The 19,848-nt window shown below is 73.1% G+C and carries 17 protein-coding genes; 15 read left to right on the forward strand and 2 right to left on the reverse strand.

The window, feature by feature from the left end:
* The coding region (locus AOK00_RS06920; RefSeq protein WP_079041870.1) for a hypothetical protein at positions 1–1,385 on the forward strand (1,385 nt) is incomplete at its 5' end.
* 86 nt (positions 1,386–1,471) lie between these two features.
* On the opposite strand, the gene AOK00_RS06925 is transcribed toward AOK00_RS06920, so the two are convergent.
* Positions 1,472–3,199 carry a glutamate--tRNA ligase gene (locus tag AOK00_RS06925; RefSeq protein ID WP_055599426.1) on the reverse strand — a complete coding sequence of 576 codons (1,728 nt, stop codon included), beginning with the start codon at positions 3,197–3,199 and terminating at the stop codon, positions 1,472–1,474.
* A 196-nt stretch (positions 3,200–3,395) separates the two neighbouring features.
* Here AOK00_RS06925 and AOK00_RS06930 point away from each other — a divergent pair, with 196 nt between their 5' ends.
* From AOK00_RS06930 to hemL, 13 genes are all read left to right on the forward strand, one after another.
* Positions 3,396–4,763 (forward strand): MFS transporter, encoded by a 1,368-nt coding sequence (locus tag AOK00_RS06930; protein WP_254047266.1) that lies wholly within the window; start codon positions 3,396–3,398, stop codon positions 4,761–4,763.
* Positions 4,760–5,677 (forward strand): TIGR03619 family F420-dependent LLM class oxidoreductase, encoded by a 918-nt coding sequence (locus AOK00_RS06935; protein WP_055599427.1) that lies wholly within the window; start codon positions 4,760–4,762, stop codon positions 5,675–5,677. The genes AOK00_RS06930 and AOK00_RS06935 overlap by 4 nt, the downstream gene beginning before the upstream one ends.
* 32 nt (positions 5,678–5,709) lie before the next feature.
* Entirely contained in the window at positions 5,710–6,753 is a 1,044-nt protein-coding gene (locus tag AOK00_RS06940) for a LysR family transcriptional regulator (protein ID WP_254047267.1), read from the forward strand.
* A gap of 219 nt (positions 6,754–6,972) precedes the next feature.
* Entirely contained in the window at positions 6,973–7,902 is a 930-nt protein-coding gene (locus AOK00_RS06945; protein WP_055599429.1) for a DMT family transporter, read from the forward strand.
* A gap of 105 nt (positions 7,903–8,007) precedes the next feature.
* Positions 8,008–8,622 (forward strand): LuxR C-terminal-related transcriptional regulator, encoded by a 615-nt coding sequence (locus tag AOK00_RS06950; protein WP_055599430.1) that lies wholly within the window; start codon positions 8,008–8,010, stop codon positions 8,620–8,622.
* A 128-nt stretch (positions 8,623–8,750) separates the two neighbouring features.
* On the forward strand, positions 8,751–9,170 hold the full coding sequence (locus AOK00_RS06955; protein ID WP_055599431.1) for a tautomerase family protein: 420 nt from the start codon (positions 8,751–8,753) through the stop codon (positions 9,168–9,170).
* A 169-nt stretch (positions 9,171–9,339) separates the two neighbouring features.
* A complete protein-coding gene (locus tag AOK00_RS06960) occupies positions 9,340–10,149 on the forward strand; it encodes a maleate cis-trans isomerase family protein (RefSeq protein ID WP_254047269.1) in 810 nt (269 codons plus the stop codon).
* A complete protein-coding gene (locus AOK00_RS06965) occupies positions 10,146–11,408 on the forward strand; it encodes an FAD-dependent oxidoreductase (protein WP_055599432.1) in 1,263 nt (420 codons plus the stop codon). Before AOK00_RS06960 ends, AOK00_RS06965 begins: the two co-directional genes overlap by 4 nt.
* On the forward strand, positions 11,377–12,177 hold the full coding sequence (locus tag AOK00_RS06970; protein WP_055599433.1) for an aspartate/glutamate racemase family protein: 801 nt from the start codon (positions 11,377–11,379) through the stop codon (positions 12,175–12,177). Before AOK00_RS06965 ends, AOK00_RS06970 begins: the two co-directional genes overlap by 32 nt.
* A 109-nt stretch (positions 12,178–12,286) precedes the next feature.
* Complete coding sequence (gene hemB / locus AOK00_RS06975; protein WP_030325713.1) at positions 12,287–13,306, forward strand: porphobilinogen synthase; 1,020 nt, start codon at positions 12,287–12,289, stop codon at positions 13,304–13,306.
* 4 nt (positions 13,307–13,310) lie between these two features.
* Complete coding sequence (hemA, locus tag AOK00_RS06980; RefSeq protein ID WP_055599434.1) at positions 13,311–14,741, forward strand: glutamyl-tRNA reductase; 1,431 nt, start codon at positions 13,311–13,313, stop codon at positions 14,739–14,741.
* The gene (locus AOK00_RS06985) at positions 14,738–16,801 is read left to right on the forward strand and encodes an acetate--CoA ligase family protein (protein WP_055599435.1); all 2,064 of its coding nucleotides are present in this window, start codon (positions 14,738–14,740) and stop codon (positions 16,799–16,801) included. The genes hemA and AOK00_RS06985 overlap by 4 nt, the downstream gene beginning before the upstream one ends.
* Positions 16,798–18,099 carry a glutamate-1-semialdehyde 2,1-aminomutase gene (gene hemL / locus AOK00_RS06990; protein WP_055599436.1) on the forward strand — a complete coding sequence of 434 codons (1,302 nt, stop codon included), beginning with the start codon at positions 16,798–16,800 and terminating at the stop codon, positions 18,097–18,099. Before AOK00_RS06985 ends, hemL begins: the two co-directional genes overlap by 4 nt.
* Positions 18,100–18,274: 175 nt before the next feature.
* On the opposite strand, the gene AOK00_RS06995 is transcribed toward hemL, so the two are convergent.
* A complete protein-coding gene (locus AOK00_RS06995) occupies positions 18,275–18,691 on the reverse strand; it encodes an organic hydroperoxide resistance protein (protein ID WP_055599437.1) in 417 nt (138 codons plus the stop codon).
* Between the two features lie 152 nt (positions 18,692–18,843).
* Between AOK00_RS06995 and AOK00_RS07000 the strand changes: the two genes are divergently transcribed.
* A partial coding sequence (locus AOK00_RS07000; protein ID WP_055599438.1) for a CaiB/BaiF CoA transferase family protein occupies positions 18,844–19,848 on the forward strand: 1,005 nt, incomplete at its 3' end.

Here is a 19,848-nt window from a genome sequence, read left to right on the forward strand (position 1 = left end):
TGAACCGCACCACCCTCCCGGCCCTCGTCGTCCTCGGGGCCACCGGTCTGCTGCTGCCCGTCGTCCCCCACTCCTCCCTCGCCTCGGCCGCCGCCGCCGAGCAGGCCGTCCCCGTCCTCAACGGCGACTTCGCCGACCCCGTCATGAAGGGCGACGGTCCCACCACCGTCGGCATCGACCACTGGACCGGTCTCAACCAGCGCTATTCGCCCACCGCTTCGGGCCGCACCGACGCCTCCCACGGCGTCGCGCTCCAGAAGGACGGCAACACCCTCCAGCAGCGGCTGCGCGGAGTCCGCGCGGGCGCCAGGGTCACCGTGAGGTACGAGGACAGCCCCGCCGTCTCCAAGGAGTGCACCGGGGAACAGGTCGTCGCCGGTCAGCCCTACGCCGTCGTCGGCTCCGGCGGACCGGTGCAGGAGGTGACCACCGCCGGCGACCCCGACCGGGTGAAGGGCACGCCGGGCAAGGGGCGTTGGACCGGTCGCGCCTACGTCTTCACCGCGAGCGAGAACGAGCCGCTGCTCACCTTCACCTCACGCGTCACCGACTCCCGCACCCATGTGACCTGTTCGCCGATGATCGCCCGCGTCCGCGCGGTCGAGGTGCCACCGGACGTCGACAAGACCGTGAGCAAGACCGCGCTCGGGACCTCGGAGGCGTACAAGGGCAACGACCGCGAGAGCACCCTCCACAACGCCGCCGCCGCCTGCAACGGCGAGAACGCCTGCACGTTCCGGCCCGACACCCGCAGGTCCTTCCGCTACTACGACCGGGCACGGGTCGTCGGCGAGGCCTTCGTCAACTGCACCCGCAACGCGCTGGAGCACTCCCGGCTCCTCTCGTACTCCGAGCGCGGGCACGACAGCATCTCCCAGACCTACGCCGACGCGGGCCTTGCGCTCAACGAGGTGGCCAGGCTTCCCACTTCGGGGGACCGGACGGAGGACGAGAAGCGCATCAAGGAGCGGCCCATGGCCACCCAGTTCGCCCTCGCCCACGAGAAGGTCTGGCAGCGTCCCTGGCAGTGGTTCAGCAGCGACCAGCGCACGGTCGTGGAGAAGATCCAGCCCGGCGAGGTGAGCTGGGTGGAGATGCAGCCGAGCCGCGAGCGGGTCGAGGGCTGGTTCGTCAGCAAGAAGGACGACTACCGGCTGCACGCCGTCGTCGACGGGCCCTCGCGGGCCGTGCCCGACCGGCTGCTCCAGCGCACCGGACCCATGTCGGAGGCCGAGAAGCAGCGCTGCGCGGCCGCCCGGCCCATGACCACCACCCCGGTCGGCGCGGACGCGCCCGCGAGCTCCAGCGACAAGGGCCTCCTCAAGAGCCCGGCGCCGTCGGCCGCGGGCGTCCGGGCCGGGCTCCGGAGCGTGCCGCTGAACTGACCGAAGCCGGTACGCGCGACCGGACCGATGCGAGTCGGCCGATGGCCTGGAAGGCCGGCTCGCACGACATCGGGGCGCGCGCCGCCTCACCCCGCCACGGCGGTGAGGCGGCGCAGCACCTCGTCCCGGCCCAGCGCGCGGGCCACCGCGAACAGGTCGGGGCTGCGGGTGGCACCCGTGAGCGCGACCCGGACCACGTTCGCGACCTCCCTCGGCGGTCCCGCCCAGCGCTCCGGGTCCCGGCGCCAGGAGGCCGTGTCAGGGGCGTAACCGTGCCGCCCCGCCAGCGCGCGGAGCGCGCCGTACCACTCCTCCGGTGCGGCGGCCCCGCTTCCCTCCCGTGCGGAGTCGACGGCGGATTCGGCGCCGGACTCGGACTCGGCGTCGAAGTCGCCGGTGAGCTCATCGGTGAGCGTGGCGGCGAACTCGCCGGCGATCCGGCGTACGAGGGCCGGGTCCAGGCCGCCGTAGCGGTCGTCGTCGGCGGCCGGAGGCGAGCCGAAGAGCTCCGCGAAGAAGAAGCCGTAGCGGTCACGGAAGCAGGACCAACGGTCCAGGTCCTTCCGTGCGGGCGCGCCCTCCGGCCGGCCCGCGGCCACCGCCGCCAGGGCGAGCCCCCGCCGCCGTGCGAGGACGGATCCGAGCTCCGGGTCGTACTCCTCCGCCCAGGCGAGGAGCTGGCCGTACAGCTCGTCGGGGCTGAGCGAGGCGATGAACTCCCGGCTCAGTGAGTGCAGTTTGGGCAGATCGAGCAGCGGCCCCGAGGGGCGCATGCCGTCGAGCCGGACGGGCGCGGCGAGCGCCTCGGCCGTGGGGACGTCCATGAGCCGGATGTTGGCGAGACCGCGCAGATAGTGCTGGACGGCGGCCGGCGGATACCCGGCCGACAGGTAGTAGTCCACCGACGCCTCGGGGTCCTTGCGCTTGCTGAGCTTGCGCCGCGAGGGCCCCTCGGCCTTCATCAGGGGCGCCAGATGCGCGTACGCGGGCGGATCGAAGCCGAGCGCCGCGTGGAGCTGGAGGTGGACCGGCGTCGAGGACAGCCACTCCTCGCCGCGCACCACAAGCGACACCCGCATCAGATGATCGTCCACGACATGCGCGAAGTGGTAGGTCGGCAGGGGGAGGTCCTCCTGCGAGGACTTGAGCAGCACGATGTCGTTGCCGTTGTCCTGCATGGTGACGGCGGCGCGGATCCGGTCCGTGAACCGGACCCGGCCGGGGAACTCGTACGGGCAGCGGAACCGCACGACGTACGGCTCACCGGCCGCCATCCGGCGCGCCGCCTCCGCAGGGGCCAGCGTCCGGCACGGCGCCCACCGGCCGTAGTACCCGATCGGCGAGCGGCCCGCGCGCTGCTCCTCCGCACTGCGGGCCAGCCGCTCCTTGTCGCAGAAGCAGGGGTACGCACGGTCCCGCCGCAGCAGTTCGCGCACATGGCTGAGGTAGACGTCCCGGCGCTCCGACTGGAGGTACGGGCCCCACTCCCCGGCACCGGTCACCCCGCCCTCGTCGGGCGCGAGCCCGAAGGCCGCGAGCAGCCGGGAGAACTCCTCGGCCGCGCCCGCCACTTGGCGTGACCGGTCGGTGTCCTCGACGCGCAGCACGTGCACACCACCCGATTGGTGGGCCAGGGCGCGCGCCACGGCGGCCGTGTACAGGCCGCCGATGTGCAGATGTCCGGTGGGGCTCGGGGCGAAGCGCGTCACCTCGGCGCCCTCCGGCAGGTCGCGCGGCCGGAAGCGGCGCTCCCAGTCGGCCGGTTCCGGGAGATCGGGCGGGAACATCGCGTTGATGACGGACAGGTCGAGCACGGTGGACTCCCTCCTGGGGTTCCTCGATCGATCCACCGTAGGCCGGTGACCGGCCGATTCGAGAAGAGCGGGGGCGCGAGGCTGCGGGACTCCGAACCCTCTTCGGTGGTGTGGGCCCCGAGCGGCGCGCACGGTCAGTAGCGTCCTGAGGGCCGTCCCGTACGACGTGGGCGGACGCCGAACGAAAGGGAGTGTGATGGGCGGCACGCGCGCGGTGGCCCTGCTCGCGCTCGGCTCCTTCGCCATGGGGACCGACGCCTACGCGATGGCGGGACTGCTCCCGGACATCGGCGCCGACCTGCAGGTCTCCGTCTCCCTCGCCGGGCAGTCCGTCACCGCCTTCACCCTCTGCTACGCCCTGGCCGCGCCCCTGTTCTCGGCCGTCCTCGCCCGCTGGGGGACCCGTACAGTCCTGGTGACGGCGCTCGTGGTCTTCGTCGTCGCCAACGCCGCTACCGCACTGACCGGTTCGTACGCGGGACTCCTCGGCACCCGGGCCCTTGCCGGTGCCGGAGCGGGCCTCTTCACCCCGGCGGCGGCCACCGCGGCCGTCGCGCTCGTGCCGCCCGAGCGGCGCGGGCGGGCCCTCGGCCTGGTGCTCGGCGGAATGAGCGCGGGGACGGTCCTCGGCGTGCCGCTCGGACTGCTCGTGGCCGCCGAATCGGGCTGGCGTACCGCCCTCTGGCTGATCACCGGCCTCGGTGTGGTCGCGCTGGCGGGGGTGGGCACCGCCCTTCCGCCGGTACGCGGGGCCGCGGCGCCCTCGCTGCGGGCCCGGTTCGGCGCCCTGACCCGACCCCGCGTCGCCGTGGTCGTCGCCGTCACCTTCACCCAGACCGTGGCCAGCCTCGGGCTCTACACCTATCTGGAACCGGTCCTCCACCGGGTCGCCGACGTCGGCAGCGCCGTGCCGTACCTCTGGGTCTGGGGCATCGGCGGGGTCTGCGGCAGCCTCCTCGCCGGAACCCTCGTCGACCGGACGGGGAGGCCCGCCCTGCTCGCGGTCGCCCTGCTCGGCACCCTCGGCGCCGCCCTGGCCCTACTGCCGTGGACCGGAACCGTGCCCGGCCTCGTCCTGCTGCCCCTGATCGTGTGGGGAGCGGTCGGCTGGGCCTTCGTCGTACCCCAGCAGCATCGACTGCTCGCGCGGGAGGGGGAGGGGGGAGCCGCCGCCGTCGGCCTCAACAGCTCCGCCACCTACCTCGGCGGCGCCGTCGGCTCCGCGCTCGGCGGCCTCGCCCTCGCCCACGGGCTCGACGCCCGCTGGCTCCCGCTCCCCGCCGCCGGGGTCGCGCTCGCGGGAGTCCTCTTCCACCTCACCGCGGTGCGCGCGCTCGCCGGACGCGAGGCCGCGGCCGGGACCGGAGACCACGGCGCCGGGACCGACCGGCGTGACGCCGGGCCCGACCGGCCTGGCGCCGGGCCCGACCGACGTGGCGCCGGGACCGACCGGCGTGACGCCGGGACCGAGTCGCGTGGCGCCGCGACCGACCAACGTGACAGAGACGGGACCGGAGCCGCGGGCGTGACCGCGGCCGAGGCCCTGGAAAGGAACACGCCATGAAATTCGGCGTCAATCTGCCCAACTACGGGCCCGAGGCCACCCCCGACGCCCTCGCCGACTGGGCGCTGCGAGTCGAGTCGATGGGCTACCACTACGCGATGGTCTCCGACCACGTCGCGCTCACCCCGGACGTGCAGCACCTCTTCCCCGCCCCGTTCTACGACCCCTTCGCGACCCTCGCCTGGCTCGCGGGCGTCACCAGGACCGTGGGGCTCGGGACGACGGTGACGATCCTCCCGTACCGGCATCCCGTGCACACCGCCCGCGTCGCCGCCAACATCGACCGGTTCAGCAACGGCCGGCTCGTCTTCGGCGCCGCCGCCGGCTGGGCCGCCCGGGAGTTCGCCGTCCTCGACGTCCCGTACCGCAAGCGCGGGGCGATCAGCGACGAGTACCTCGCCGCGATCAAGGCCTGCTGGGCGGCCGAGGTGGCCTCCTTCGACGGCGCCCATGTCTCCTTCCGCGAGGTGCACACCGGACCGTTGCCCGTGCAACGGCCCGGCCCGCCCGTCTGGGTCGGCGGCCACAGCTACGGCGCGCTCCGGCGGGCCGTCCGGCTCGGCGACGCCTGGCACCCCACCTCCGTCTCCGGCGACTGGCTCCTCGGCGTCGGACTGCCCGCGCTCCGCCAGGTCGCCGAGGAACACGAGCGGCCCGTCCCCGACGTCTGCCCCCGGATCAAACTCCGCGTCACCGCCCGGCCGCTCGGTCCCGGACGGCTGCTCGGCGAGGGCACCCGGGCACAGATCGCCGACGACCTCGGACTCCTCCAGGACCTGGGCGCGGGGGCCGTCGTCCTCGACCCCACCTACCCGGGCGACCGGCGCGAGGAGGGGCGCACCGCCCGGGACCTCGACGTCCTGGAGACACTGGCCAAGGAGGTCATCGACGTGGACGCCGGCTGCGTACGATGATCGAACGGCGGCAGCGGGAGGGGGCGCGTGACGTGACCGATCCGGACCTGCGGAAGCTGCGGGTGCTGAGGGAACTCAGCGAGCGCGGCACCGTCAGCGCGGCCGCCCAGGCCCTGCACCTCACCCCCCAGGCCGTCTCGCAGCAGATCAGCGCCCTGGGACGCGAGTTGGGCGTCCCGCTCACCGAACCGTCCGGCCGCCGGCTGCGGCTCACCGGGGCCGCGCGGATCGTGCTCCGGCACGCCGACGCCGTCTTCACCCAGGTCGAGCAGATGCGCGCGGAACTCGCCGCCCACCAGAGCGGTGAGCGGGGCGAGGTGGCGGTCGCCGGTTTCTCCACCACCCTCTCGGCGCTCATCCTGCCCGCCGTCGCCCGGCTGCGGGAGACCCGGCCGCTGCTGCGGACCTCGCTGGCCGAGGTCGACCCGCCGGAGAGCTTCTCCCTGCTCCAGCGCGGCGAGACGGATGTCGTCATCTCCGCGGACACGACCCGGCCCGCGGCGGGCCAGGGAGGGCCGGGGGGCACCGGAGGCGCGGAGCGCTCCGGGGGTGAGGAGGGGCGCCTCGAAGGACCGCGTGACGACCTGTCCGGCGGTCCCTCCGACAGCCGCTCCGACAGCCGCTCCGAGGGACGCTCCGACGGGCGGTTCCACCGGGTCGTGCTCTGCGACGACCCCTTCGACATCGCCCTCCCCGCCGGCCACCGGCTCCTCGACAGCGAACGGCTGCTCCTCGCCGACCTGGCCGACGAGACGTGGATCTTCGCCACGACCGGCCTCTGTCACGACATCGGCGTCGCCGCGTGTACGGCCGCCGGGTTCACCCCGCAGGCCTCCCACGCCATCGGCGACTGGGACGCCACGCTCGCGGCGGTGCGGCTCGGCCTCGGGGTCGCGCTCGTGCCGCGCCTCGCCAAGCCGGTCCCGCGGCCCGAGGTGACGATCCGCCCGTTCACCGAGCGGGCGCCCTCGCGGACGGTCTTCGCGGCCGTACGCGAGGGCAGCCAGACGTCCCCCGAGATCGCCGCCGTCCTCGACGCGCTGCGGACGGCTGCCAGGGCGGCCGTCGCCGGCTGAGCGGGCACCGCCGGCACACCGTGGCGCGTCACCACTGACCTGCGGGAACTCGATTCGCCACGTCTGGTGGAAGGTACCGTCCACCAGACGTTGCTGGACCCGTCCGACCGCCGGTGCGAGGCTCGACCCCGTACCGCGGAGAGCTCCGCGCGTCCCTTTCGCCTTTCCTCTTCCAACTCCTTGCCGAGCCCTGTCTGCCTCCGGAGAGCGGGAACACCCATGTCCAAAGCCACCTACACGCGGCTGGCCGCACTGAGTCTCATCTGGGGCTCCGTCTTCCTGTGGATCAAGATCGCCGGGTACGGCTTCTCACCCGTGCAGATGGTGCTGATCCGGCTCGCCCTCGGGGCCGTCGTCATCCTCGCCATCGGTTACGCCAGGGGGCTCCGGCTTCCCAAGGAGGCCGCCACCTGGGGCCATCTGACCGTCGCCGCGCTGCTCGGCAACGCCATCCCGTGGACCCTCTACGCCGAGGGGGAGATCGACGGATCGAGCAGCGTCGCCGCGGTCGTCAACGGCAGCGCGCCGATCTGGACCCTGGCCGCGGCCCTGCTGCTCGGCCAGGAGAAGCGGGTCTCCGGCTTCAAGGCCGGCGGCGTCCTGCTCGGCCTCGGCGGCACCGCGCTCATCGCCTCACCCTGGAACTCGTCCTCGGCCGGGACCGGTTGGAGCATCCTCTGCTTCGTCCTCGGCTCCATCAGCTTCGGTGCCAGCTTCGCGTACATGGGCAAGTACCTCGTGGGCAAGGGCATTCCGCCTCTGATGCTCGCGGGCGGACAGCTCAGCGCGGCCACCGTCCTCCTCCTGGTCGCCTTCCCCTTCCTGGGCCTCCAGACCATCACCTGGCGCACCGACTCGGTGATCTCCGTCCTCATCCTCGGCGTGGTCTGCACCGGCTTCGCCGCGCTGCTCAACTTCGAGCTGATCATCAAGGACGGGCCCACCGTGGCCTCCACGGTCACCTATCTGATGACCGCCGTGGCCGTCGTCCTGGGCGCCGTGGTCCTCGACGAGCCCCTCGGCTGGACCGTGTGGCTCGGGGCGGTCGCGGTGCTCGCGGCCACCGGTCTGCTCCGGCGCAAGCCGCGCCCGGCGCCCGAACCGGCGCCCGGGGCCGCTCCCGTACCGACGCCGGCAGCGGCCGATTAGCCGCCCCATTCCCTCAGGAAATGCCGGGCCGCCGCCCGCAACATTGTGTTCATTCAAGGGGCGGGTGATGGATGGTAGCGTCACGAGTGGAAACACCCGGCCTTTATGGGGGAGTCGTACGTGGCTTTTGTGGTCGAACTCGTTTTCCGTGGCAATGAGACGGACCGGTTGAGTTTCGGAGAGGCTCACCGGACCTATTGGAAAAGGATGGCCGCGCGCGGCATCCTGCTGGGCGGCGGACCCTGGCGCGACGGTACCGGGGAACTCCTGGTCTGCGAGGCCAGGGACCGCGGCACCCTCTTACGGGTCCTGTACGCCGATCCCTACGCCCAGGCGCAGGTCATCGGCGAGTTACGGGTCCGTGAATGGAACGCGGTCATGGGGCACGTGGTGCTCGCCGGTCTGGAGCGGTCCACCGGTGGCGCCGGGACCCACGAGCGAATACGCGGGGGCGTCGCGGCGCCCACCCCGCCGTCCGTCCGCGAGGTGGCCGCCGTACGCGAGGAGGTCGCCGTCCGTGAGGAACTGACCGCCCACGAGCGGCGCATCGCCACGATGATGCTCGACGGCCTGACCAACAAGCAGATCGCGGAATCGTTCACGGTGTCGACCCGGGCCGTGGAGCTGCACATCACGCGCATCTACCGCAAGCTCGACATCCGCCGGCGCGCCCAACTGGCCGCCGCCATCGACCGCTTCGAGGCGGCGCTGGCCTGCTGATCCTTCCGCCGCACAAGCACAAGCGCGAGCACAAGCGCACGTGCCTGTGCCCGCGACCGTTCGTTCCGGTACCCGTCCTTCCGGTACCCGTTCCTGTTCCTGTCCGTATCCACTTGGGGGAGTTCACCATGCCGCTTGTCGAGATAACCGTTCCCGAGGGCACGCTGTCCGAGGCCGCCGCGGAGGTCCTGCAGCAGCAGGTCGCCGACTCCGTGCTGTCGGCCATGGAGCTGCCCCGTACCGACTTCTTCGCCGCAGCCACCTGGGTCTACGTCCGCGAGGCCGCCAAGGGGTTCGCGGCCACGGGGGCCGGCACCGCCCCGGGCGTCCTCGTCGTGGTCACGCCCCTGGAGGGCTTCCTCACTCCCGAGCGCAACGAAGCGCTCTCGGTCGAGGTCACCCGGCACGTCCAGGAGGCGACCACGCCCGACACCGTCGTCTGGCTCGTCGTGAACGAGATCCCGGAGGGGAACTGGGCCGTGAACGGCGGACTGACCCGACGGGCGAAGATCGACGAATTCGTCGCCGAGGCCGCAAGGGCCCACTGAATTCCGCTTCCGTATTTCGGACGCCACGGCGCCGCACCGTATTCACGGTGCGGCGCCGTTTTCGTCGGGTGATGAATCCGGCCACGGGTGCGGAATCCCGTATCGATGTGCGGTGCGTTCCGCTCGTACGGTGATGTCAATGGCACCGACGGATGGGAGTGACTCGTTCATGGCTCTGCATTCGGCGCCGCGACTCGGCGTGGTGGTTCCTTCGGGAAACGCCGCGGCCGAACCCGAGATCGGCAGCCTCGTCAGCCCCGCATTCAATGTCCACACCTCACGCTTCCCGGTCCTTCCCGGAAAAGACCTCCGCGGCCGGCTGGAGAAGTACAACGACGTACTCCCCGACGTGCTGGGGAATTTCGGTGGCCTGCGCCTCGACGCGGCCGTCGTCTCCTGCACCGGCTCGCACTACCTCCTGACACCGGACGGCGACCGGGCCCTCTGCGCGGAGCTCTCCGAGCGCGTGGGAGCTCCCGTACGGTCGGCGGCGCTCGCCATCCTCGACACGGCGCGCGCGGTGGGCGCCGAGCGGCTGGTCCTGATCTCGCCGTACGAGCCCTGGCTCACCGAACTGTCCCACGCCTACTGGGAGTCGGCCGGACTCGCCGTCGACCGGGTGGTCAAGATCCGGGCCGGCGCCCGCTTCTCCCCGTACGACGTGACCACCGAGGAGCTCGTCGCGCAGGTGCGTGAGGCCGAACTCCCCGAGGACGCGACGCTGTTGTTCACCGGCACCGGCATGTTCACCTTCGACGCCCTCGCCGAGCTCGGCCGGGACAGCGGGCGCACCCTGCTCACCTCCAACCTGGCGAGCGCCTGGTGGGCCCGGGACGCCCTCGGCCTGCCGGCCGACGGCCCGGACGCGCACCCGCTGCTGCGCCGGCTCGCCGAGCGGACCGGTGCGAGGACCGGCGGACCGGATGGCGGTCACGATGCCGCCGCGGCCGGTCGCGATGTCGCCGTGGCCGTGTCGTGAGCGGCCATACCGCCTCCCACGGGCCGGTCGCCGTCGTCGGCGCCGGGCCCGTGGGACTCACCGCCGCGCTCGTCCTCGCCCGGACCGGCGTCCGCGTGACCCTCCTGGAGTCCCGGGAGACGCTGGCCACCGAGTCCCGCGCGTCCACCTTCCACCCCTCCACCCTCGACCTCCTCGACGAGCTCGGCGTCTCCGCCGCGCTGCGCCGCCAGGGCCGTACGGTCGACCGTGTCCAGTGGCGCGACCTGGACGGCGTCGTCCACGCCGAGCTGGACTACTCCGTGCTCGCCGGGCACACCGGTCACCCGTACCGGCTCCATGTCGAACAGGCACGGCTCACGCCGCTGTTGCTCGCCGAGCTGACGGCCACCGGTCTCGCCGACGTACGGTTCGGGACCACCGTCACCGGGGCCGAACACATCGGCGGCGGGGCCACCGGCGGCGTGCGGCTGCGCACCGAGGACGCGGCGGGGCGGGTCACCGTCACCCGTCACCCGTACGTCCTGGCGGCCGACGGCAGCCGCAGCCGGCTCCGCGAGCTCGCCGGACTCCCCGGCGCGGCCGAGGAGTACCCGGACTACGCGCTCCGCGTCGTCACCGGGACGCCGCTCGACGAGCTGGTTCCCGGGCTCGCCCCGCTGTCCTACGTCCGCGACGCCCGGGCCTCGTTCAGCGCCCTGGGCATGCCCGACCACTGGCGGCTGATCTTCCGGATCCCGCGCGGGACGGACCGCGACGCCGTGCTCGCGCCCGAAGCCGTCCGGGCCAGGGTCGAGCAGGCCCTGCCGGGCGCCGCCGGAAGGGCCGTCCGGATCGCCGAGGCCCACACCTACCGGCTCGCGCGGTTCCTGCTGCCCCGCTACCGGGCCGGCCGGGTGCTGTTCGCCGGGGACGCGGCCCATCTGACGTCCACCGCCGGCGGTCTGAACATGAACTGCGGGATCCACGACGCCGTGGAGACGGGCCGGGCCCTCGCCGCCGTCCTGCGGGGCGACGCCCCGGGCGAGGCGGCGCTCGACACGGCCCTCGAACGGCGCCGATCGGTCGTCGAGACGGCGGTCATCCCGCGCAGCGAGGCCCGCACGGCCGGACTGGACAGCGCGGCCGAACTGCCGGCCCGGCTGGCCTCGTTGCGGCGCACCGCCGCCGACCCCCGCTCGGCCGTCGACTACCTGATCAAGGCATCACTTCTCGACGTCGCACCACGACCACTGAAAGGTGACGCACATGCGGATCTGGTTTCACAAGCACACCGTTGAGGGACGCCTGCCGCTGCTCGACCAGTGGTACCGCGAGCACCTCGACGCGATCGCCGCACCCGGCACCACCATCGACATCAAGACCCTCCCGGCCGACACCTACCCCGACGCCACGCCGTTCGGCCTCGTCGGCCACCACTCCGCCCAGGTGCTCTTCAGCCGGCACTTCTCCGAGTCCGCGCTCGTCGCGGAGCGGGAGGGCTACGACGCCTGGGTGATCGCCGCCGGCCAGGATCCCGGCCTGCGCGACGCCCGCCACCTCGCCTCCATCCCGACCCTCGGCTACGGAGAGACGGCGTTCTTCCTCTCGGCGCTCACCGGGCAGCGCTTCGGCGTCCTCGGCTTCATGCCGCCCCTGGAGGAGCCCATCCGGGCCAACATCCGGCAGTACCGCCTGGAGTCCTCGCTCAGCTCCTACGAGGTCGTCCCCGGCGGCTGGGACTCCGTACACCGTTCCCTGGAAGGGGACTTCGACCAGTTCGTCGAGGTGTACTCGGCGGCCGCCGAACGTGCCGCGCGGGCCGGGGCCGAGGTCATCATCCCCGCCGAAGGCATCCCCAACGAGATCCTCTGGCACCTCGGCATCCACGAACTCCATGGCCTGCCCGTCGTCGACCCGGCCGGGCTCGCGGTCAAGCTCGCCGAAACCCTCGTCCAGCTGGGCGAGTTGAAGCTCTTCCAGCGCAGCGGGCACGGCTACTGGTTCAGCCGCCCGGACGAGCCCGTCGCCAAGCACCTGGAGCAGGTGTTCCTCGGCGAGGCGCTCTAGGAGATGCCGTGTCCACCGCCTCGTGCGCCCTCCTCGTCCCGACGTCCGCCCCTTCTCCGCACAGCGCCCCTTCTCCGCACGCCGCCACGCCCTCGAAGGAGTCACGCCCATGACGTACGACGCCTACGGCCGCAACACCGCGGCCACCGACCCCGCCGCCCCTTACTACCGCCCCCGCCGGCTGCGCCGCACGCCCGCGCTGCGCCGGTTCGCCGCCGAGACCCGCGTCGGCCCCGCCAACCTCGTCCAGCCCCTCTTCCTCCGCGAAGGCCTCACGGAGGCGCGGGAGATCCCCTCCATGCCGGGCGTCTTCCAGCACACGCGTGACACCCTCCGCAAGGCCGCCGCCGAAGCGGTCGCCAACGGGGTCGGCGGGCTCATCCTCTTCGGCATCCCCGAGCACAAGGACCCCACCGGCACCGGCGCGGTCGACCCGGACGGCATCCTCCAGGTCGCCCTCCGCGACGTCGTCGCCGAGGTCGGCGACTCCTCCGTGATCATCGGCGACATCAACCTCGACGAGTACACCGACCACGGCCACACCGGAGTCCTGGACGCGAACGGCGACGTCGACAACGACGCCAGCATCGAGCTGTACGCCCAGGCCGCCGTCGTCCAGGCCGACGCGGGCGCCCAGATCGTCGCCCCCAGCGGCATGATGGACGGCCAGGTACGCCGTATCCGCGAGGCGCTCGACCGGGCGGGCCACCAGTCCGTGGCGATCCTCGGCTACTCCGCCAAGTACGCCTCGCACTTCTACGGCCCCTTCCGGGACGCCGTCGAGTCCACCCTGCGCGGCGACCGCAAGGGCTACCAGCAGTTCCCCGGCAACATCCGCGAGTCCCTCCTGGAGGTCTCGCTGGACGTGGCCGAGGGCGCCGACCTGGTGATGGTGAAGCCCGCGCTCGCCTACCTCGACATCGTCCGGCTCATCGCCGACCACGTACAGGTGCCCGTCGCCGCCTACCAGGTCTCCGGCGAGTACTCGATGGTCGAGGCGGCCGCCGCCAAGGGCTGGATCGACCGCGACCAGGTCGTCCGCGAGAGCCTCGCCTCCATCCACCGCGCGGGCGCCACGCAGATCATCACCTACTGGGCCTCCGAGTTCGCCCAGACGCTGGACCGGTGACCCGGTGAGCCCGTCCTCCACCATGCTGGTCCTCGGCATCAGCCATGCCAGCGCCCCGCTCGACCTCCTGGAGAGACTCGCCGGCACCGACCGGCCCGCCGAGGACCTCGTCTCCGACGTCACCTCCGTCGACGGCATCGACGCCGCCGTCGTCGTCTCCACCTGCAACCGCCTGGAGATCTACGCCGAGACCCGGGGCGGCCCCACCGGCTTCGGGGACGCGGGCGAACCGGCAGGCCCCGGCGAACTGAGCGGCCTCGGAAGGCTGTTCGCCGAGCACACCGGCGTCGACCACGACGAGATCGCTCCGCACCTCTACAGCCACCACGCCGACGGGGCCGTACGCCATCTGTTCGCCGTGGCCTCCGGACTCGAATCGGTCGTGGTCGGCGAGGACCAGATCCTCGGCCAGGTGAAGCTGGGCCTCGAACGGTCCCAGCGGCTCGACCGGACCGGCCGGGTCCTCGCCAAGGCCGTGCAGACCGCCCTGCGGGTCGGCAAGCGCGCCCGCAACGAGACCGGTCTCAACGAGGCCGGCCGCTCACTCGCCACCGCGGGACTCGGCTTCTTCGAACGCAGGGTCGGCTCCCTGCACGGCAAGACGGCCCTGGTCATCGGCGCAGGTGCCTTCGCCGGGGTCGTCGTCGCCGCGCTGCGCCGCTCCGGCCTCGACCGGGTGCACGTCGCCAACCGCACCCCGGAGAAGGCACAGCGGCTCGCCGAGACCACCGGGGGAGTCGGGTACGACCTGACGGACCTGCCCAAGCTGCTCACGGAGGTGGACGTGGTCGTCGGCGCCACCGCCGCCACCGGCCACCTCGTCTCCGCCCGGGACGTCGAGGAGGCGCTCGCCGCCCGGGACGGCCGCGAGCTGTTCCTGCTCGACCTGTCCCTGCCGCACAACATCGCCCCCGGCGCGGCCGAACTGCCCGGCGTCACCTTCGTCGACCTCCGCCGGATCGCGGAGGAGGGCCAGGAGGACGAGATCTCGGCGGCCAGCGTCCAGGCCGCGCACGAGCTGATCGACGCGGAGGTCGAGCAGTTCCGCACCGGACTGCGGCTCGCCGGTGCCAAGCCGGTCCTCACCGCGCTGCGGACCGCCGCCACCGAGGCGGCCGAGGCCGAACTCGACCGGCTCGCCCGCCGGCTGGACGGCATCGACGGGATCGACGGAACCGTGCGGCGGGAGATCGACCGCAGCGTGCGGCGCATCGTCGACAAGGCCCTGCACCAGCCCACCGTCCTGGTGCGGGAGCTGGCGGCCGACCCGGACGGCGCCCGGCACATCGCCGCCTTCACCCGCCTCTTCGCGGCGGCCGACGCCGAGAGCGGCGCCGCGGGCACCACGCCGAACGACCCGAACGCACAGAACCACCCGAACGCGCAGAACGACCCGAACGCACAGAACGAGACGAAGATCGAGGCCATCGCATGAGTGACATCTCGGCTCTCTGGGAAGCCGAATCCATCGCCGTCATCGGCGCCAGCGAGCGCCCCGGCGCCCTGGGCCGCAAGCCGCTCGACTACCTCCTCCGCTACGGCTACAAGGGCCGCATCCTGCCGGTCAACCCGCGGTCCCCGGAGATCCTCGGCGTCCCCGCGTACCCCAGCGTGAAGGACGCCCCGGGTCCCGTCGACCTGGCACTGATCATGGTCTCCGCCGAACGGGTCGCCGGCGCCGTCGACGACTGCGTGGCCGCCGGCGTCAAGCTCGCCGTCATCGCCTCCTCCGGCTTCGCCGAGACCGGCGAGGACGGCGCCCGCCTCCAGGACGAGATCGTCGCCAAGGCCCGCGCCGGGGGCCTGCGGATCATCGGCCCGAACTGCATCGGCGCCGTCGGGTACGAGAACCGCGTCCTCGCCACCTTCAGCCCCCTCTTCGGTGCCGAGTCCGTGCCCTTCGAGCCCGGCACCCTCGCCTTCGTCAGCCAGAGCGGCGCCCTCGGCTTCGGGGCCGCCAGCCTCGCCCTGGAGCGGGGCCTGCGCCCCGGCTGGGTCGTCAGCACCGGCAACGACGCCGACGTCACCGCCCTCGAAGTCCTGCGCGAACTCGCCGGCGTTCCCGAAGTGACCGGCTTGCTCGGCTACTTGGAGGACACCCCGGACATCGGGACCCTCCGTGAACTGGCCGGCTCCGGCAAGCCCGTGGCCCTCCTCAAGTCGGGCCGCACCGAGGCCGGCGGCCGGGCCGCCGCCTCGCACACCGGCGCCCTCGCCACCGACGACCGCGTCCTGGACGCGGCCCTGCGCGGCCTCGGCATCGTGCGCGTCGACGACATCGACGAACTCCTCGACGTGGCACGGGTCTTCGAGTCCGAGCGGCGCCCCACCGGGAACCGCGTCGCCGTGGTCACCACCTCCGGCGGCTCCGGCATCCTCGCCGCCGACGCCGTCGAGGCCCACGGCCTGGAGCTCAGCGCCCTGGAGCCGCGCAGCAAGGAGGCGCTCGCCGAGATCGTCCCCGCCTTCGGGGCCATCGACAACCCGGTCGACATCACGGCCACGGTCCTCAGCGACCCCTCGCTCTTCGACCGCTCCCTCGACGTCCTGATCGCCGACGACACCGTCGACATCATCGTCGCCGCCTTCTGCGTGATGGCCGGACCCGATGTCGAGAAGGCCGTCAACGCCCTGTCCCGGGCGGCCGAGAAGGGCGGCAAGCCCATCCTCGTCGCCCGCACCGGCGCCGACTTCCTCGCCCCCGACGCCCCGCGCGACCTGCGCGACGCCGGACTCCCCGAGTACCCGACGCCGGCCCGCGCCCTGCGCGCCGCCGCCGCCCTCTGGGAGGTCAGCCGCCCCCGTACCCTGCCGGACGCCCCGCGCCCCGGGACCGTGCCCGGCCCCGGCGCCGAGGCCACCGAGCCCGAGCTGAAGCGGCTCCTCGCCGAGGCGGGGATCGCGGTGCCGAAGGGCCGGATCGCGGAGAGCGCCGAGGACGCGGTGCGCGCCGTGACCGAGGTCGGTGGCACGGCGGTGCTCAAGGCCGTCGTACCCGGCCTGCTCCACAAGACCGAGGCCGGAGGAGTGGAGATCGGCGTCACCGCCGACACCGCGCCCGAGGTCCACGCCCGGCTCGCCGCGCTCGGCGGACAGGTGCTCGTCGAGGAGCTGATCGACGAGAAGGGCGAGGGTGTCGAGCTGATCGTCGGCGTCCACACCACCGACCTGGGCCCGGTGCTCACCGCCGGTCTCGGCGGGATCTTCACCGAGGTCCTGGACGACGTCGGCCACCGGCTCCTGCCGCTCGCCCCCGGCGAGGGGGCCGCCCTCCTCGGCGGGCTGCGCGGCGCGAGGATACTCGGCGGGACGCGGGGGCGGGCCGCGGTGGACATCGAGGCCGCCGCCGAACTCCTGCACAAGGTGGGCGAGTTGGTGCAGGACTGGCCTGACGGCTTCGCCCTGGACCTCAACCCGGTCCGCGTCCTTCCGAAGGGCGCCGTCGTCCTCGACGCGGCCCTCGGTTTCGAAGCTTCCGAGGAGGCCGGGCGATGAGCGGCGCAGGCACCGCGAGCAGAGCGCTCTTCGAGCGGGCCCGCCGGGTCACCCCCGGCGGCGTCAACTCCCCGGTGCGCGCCTTCGGGGCCGTCGGCGGCACCCCGCCCTTCATGGCCTCGGCCCAGGGCCCGTACCTCACCGACGCCGACGGCAACGAGTACGTCGACCTGATCTGCTCCTGGGGCCCGATGATCCTGGGCCACCGGCACCCGGCCGTCGTCGAGGCGGTCACCGGGGCCCTGGCACGCGGCACCTCCTTCGGCGCCCCGTCCACCGGGGAGGTCGAGCTCGCCGAGGAGATCGTCGATCGGGTCGCCCCGGTCGAGCAGGTCCGCCTCGTCAGCTCCGGCACCGAGGCGACGATGTCGGCGATCCGCCTCGCCCGCGGCTTCACCGGCCGCGGCAAGATCGTGAAGTTCGCCGGCTGCTACCACGGCCACGTGGACGCGCTCCTCGCTTCGGCCGGCTCCGGACTCGCCACCTTCGCCCTCCCCGACACCCCGGGCGTCACCGGAGCCCAGGCGAGCGACACGATCGTCCTGCCGTACAACGACCTGGCCTCCGTCGAGAAGGTCTTCGCCGAGATCGGCGACGAGATCGCCGCCGTGATCACGGAGGCCGCCCCCGGCAACATGGGCGCCGTGCCGCCGCTGCCCGGCTTCAACGCGGGCCTGAAGGAGATCACGTCACGGCACGGGGCGCTCTTCATCTCCGACGAGGTGATGACCGGCTTCCGGGCCAGCCGCTCCGGCTGGTACGGCCGGGACGGCGTCGCCCCCGACCTGCTGACCTTCGGCAAGGTCATGGGCGGCGGCTTCCCGGCGGCGGCCTTCGGCGGACGCGCCGACGTGATGGCCCACCTGGCCCCGGCCGGGCCCGTCTACCAGGCGGGCACGCTCTCGGGGAACCCCGTCGCCACCGCCGCCGGCCTCGCCACCCTCCGGCACAGCACCTCCGAGGTGTACGAGCGGCTCGACGAGGTATCGGCGACGCTCGGCCGCGAGGTCTCGGCGGCTCTGACCAAGGAGGGCGTGGCACACCGGGTCCAGTACTCCGGCACGATGTTCTCGGTCTTCTTCACCGAGGACGAGGTCGTCGACTTCGACGGGGTCCGCGCCACGGAGTCGTACCGCTACACGCCCTTCTTCCACGAGCTCCTGCGCCGCGGTGTCTATCTGCCGCCCTCGCCTTTCGAGGCCTGGTTCATCTCGGCCTCGCACGACGACCGGGCGGTGAGCCGGGTGGTCGAGGCACTGCCGGCGGCGGCCGCGGCGGCCGCCGCGGCGACGCCCTGACGTCAGGGCCGTGGACGAGAGATCGGGAAAGCCCCCGTGGCAGGGACCACGGGGGCTTTCCCCTTCACCTCCGTACGGATCCACCTCGGTGCGGATCCACGGCGGTACGGACGCACATCGGTACCGATCCACGCCGGTACGGACGCGCATCGGTACCGATCCACATCCGTACGGACTACGAGGCGAGGTTCACCCGCACCTCGACGTTCCCCCGGATCGCCTTCGAGTACGGGCAGCGCCCGTGCGCCGCGTCGGCCAGGCGACGGGCCTCGTCGACGTCGAGTCCGGGAAGTTCGACGGTGAGGACGACCGACAGGTGGAATCCGCCCTCCTCCTTGTGGAGCGCCACCTCGGCGACGACCGTGTCGTCCGTCAGCGCGAGCCTGGACTCACGCGCGGAGACCCGGAGCGCGCTGTGGAAGCAGGCGGCGTAGCCGGCGGCGAAGAGCTGCTCGGGGTTGGTCGCGGTGCCGGACCCTCCCACGGCCTTGGGGCTCGACAGCGGAAGATCGAGCAGCCCGTCGGAGGAACGTACGGCGCCGTTGCGCCCGTCTCCGGTGGAGGTGACCTCGGCGGTGTAGACGACGGCCATTTCGTCATGCCTTTCGACATAGGGAAAGAGGGAATTCCCTCAGTCTCGGGTGCCGCCGAATTCCGGACGCTACGGATGTCCGCAGTCCCTTCCCCGGCCCTCCGGAATAGCGTGGAAAGCGTCACAGACCGTTGAACACCAGGGAGTTGGCCATGGCGGGACCGCTGACCGGAGTGCGCGTACTGGAATTCGCGGGCTCGGCACCGACGGCGTTCGTCGGAACCGTCCTCTCGGGGCTCGGTGCCGATGTCGTACGGATCGACCGGGCGCCCGGAAAGGCCGCCGGACCCGACGCGCCGCGCCCGGCGGAGAACCCGCTCTCCCGCGGCCGCCGTTCGGTCGCCCTGGACCTCAAGAGCCCCGAGGGCGTCGAGCAGGCCCTGTCGCTCGTCGAGCACGCGGACATCCTGGTCGAGGGCTTCCGCCCCGGCGTCGCCGACCGGCTCGGCATCGGGCCGGAGGCGGCCCACGCGCGCAACCCGCGCCTCGTGTACGGGCGGGTCAGCGGCTGGGGCCAGCAGGGCGAGTGGGCGGGCCGGGCCGCCCACGACCTGGCGGTCCTGGCCCTGACCGGGGCGCTGGACGTCGACCCGGCCACCGGGGACCCGGCACTCCCGCCGACCGCGTACCTCTCCAGCTTCGCCGGCGGCGCCAACGCCCATGTGCAGGGGCTGCTCGCCGCGCTCCACGAGCGGGAGCGCTCGGGCCGCGGCCAGGTCGTCGACACCGCGCTCGCGGACGGCGCCGCCCTGATCTCCACGCTGATCCACCAGTGGCGCGAGGTCCCCGGCAACCACACCGTCACCGACGCCCCGCACTACTCGCTCTACCGGGCCGCCGACGGCCGCCACCTCGCGGTCGCCGCCATCGAACCCCGGCTCTACCAGAACCTCCTTGAGCAGCTGGGCCTCACGGATGCCGGGACCCTCCCCGGGGACGGCGGACTCCCGGACCGCTCCGACCCGGCGGCCTGGCCGGCGCTGCGCGAGCTGATCGCGGCCCGTTTCGCGACCCGGGACCGCGAGCACTGGGTGAAGCTCTTCGACGCCGTGGACGCGGGGGTGGCCCCGGTCCTCACCGCCGCGGAGGCCGCCGCGCACCACCAACTCGCCGCCCGCGGGGCCTTCGTGGCGGTCGGCGAGTTGGTGGTGCGCGGC

This window comes from Streptomyces aureus, assembly GCF_001418135.1.
GTDB classification, from domain to species: domain Bacteria; phylum Actinomycetota; class Actinomycetes; order Streptomycetales; family Streptomycetaceae; genus Streptomyces; species Streptomyces aureus_A.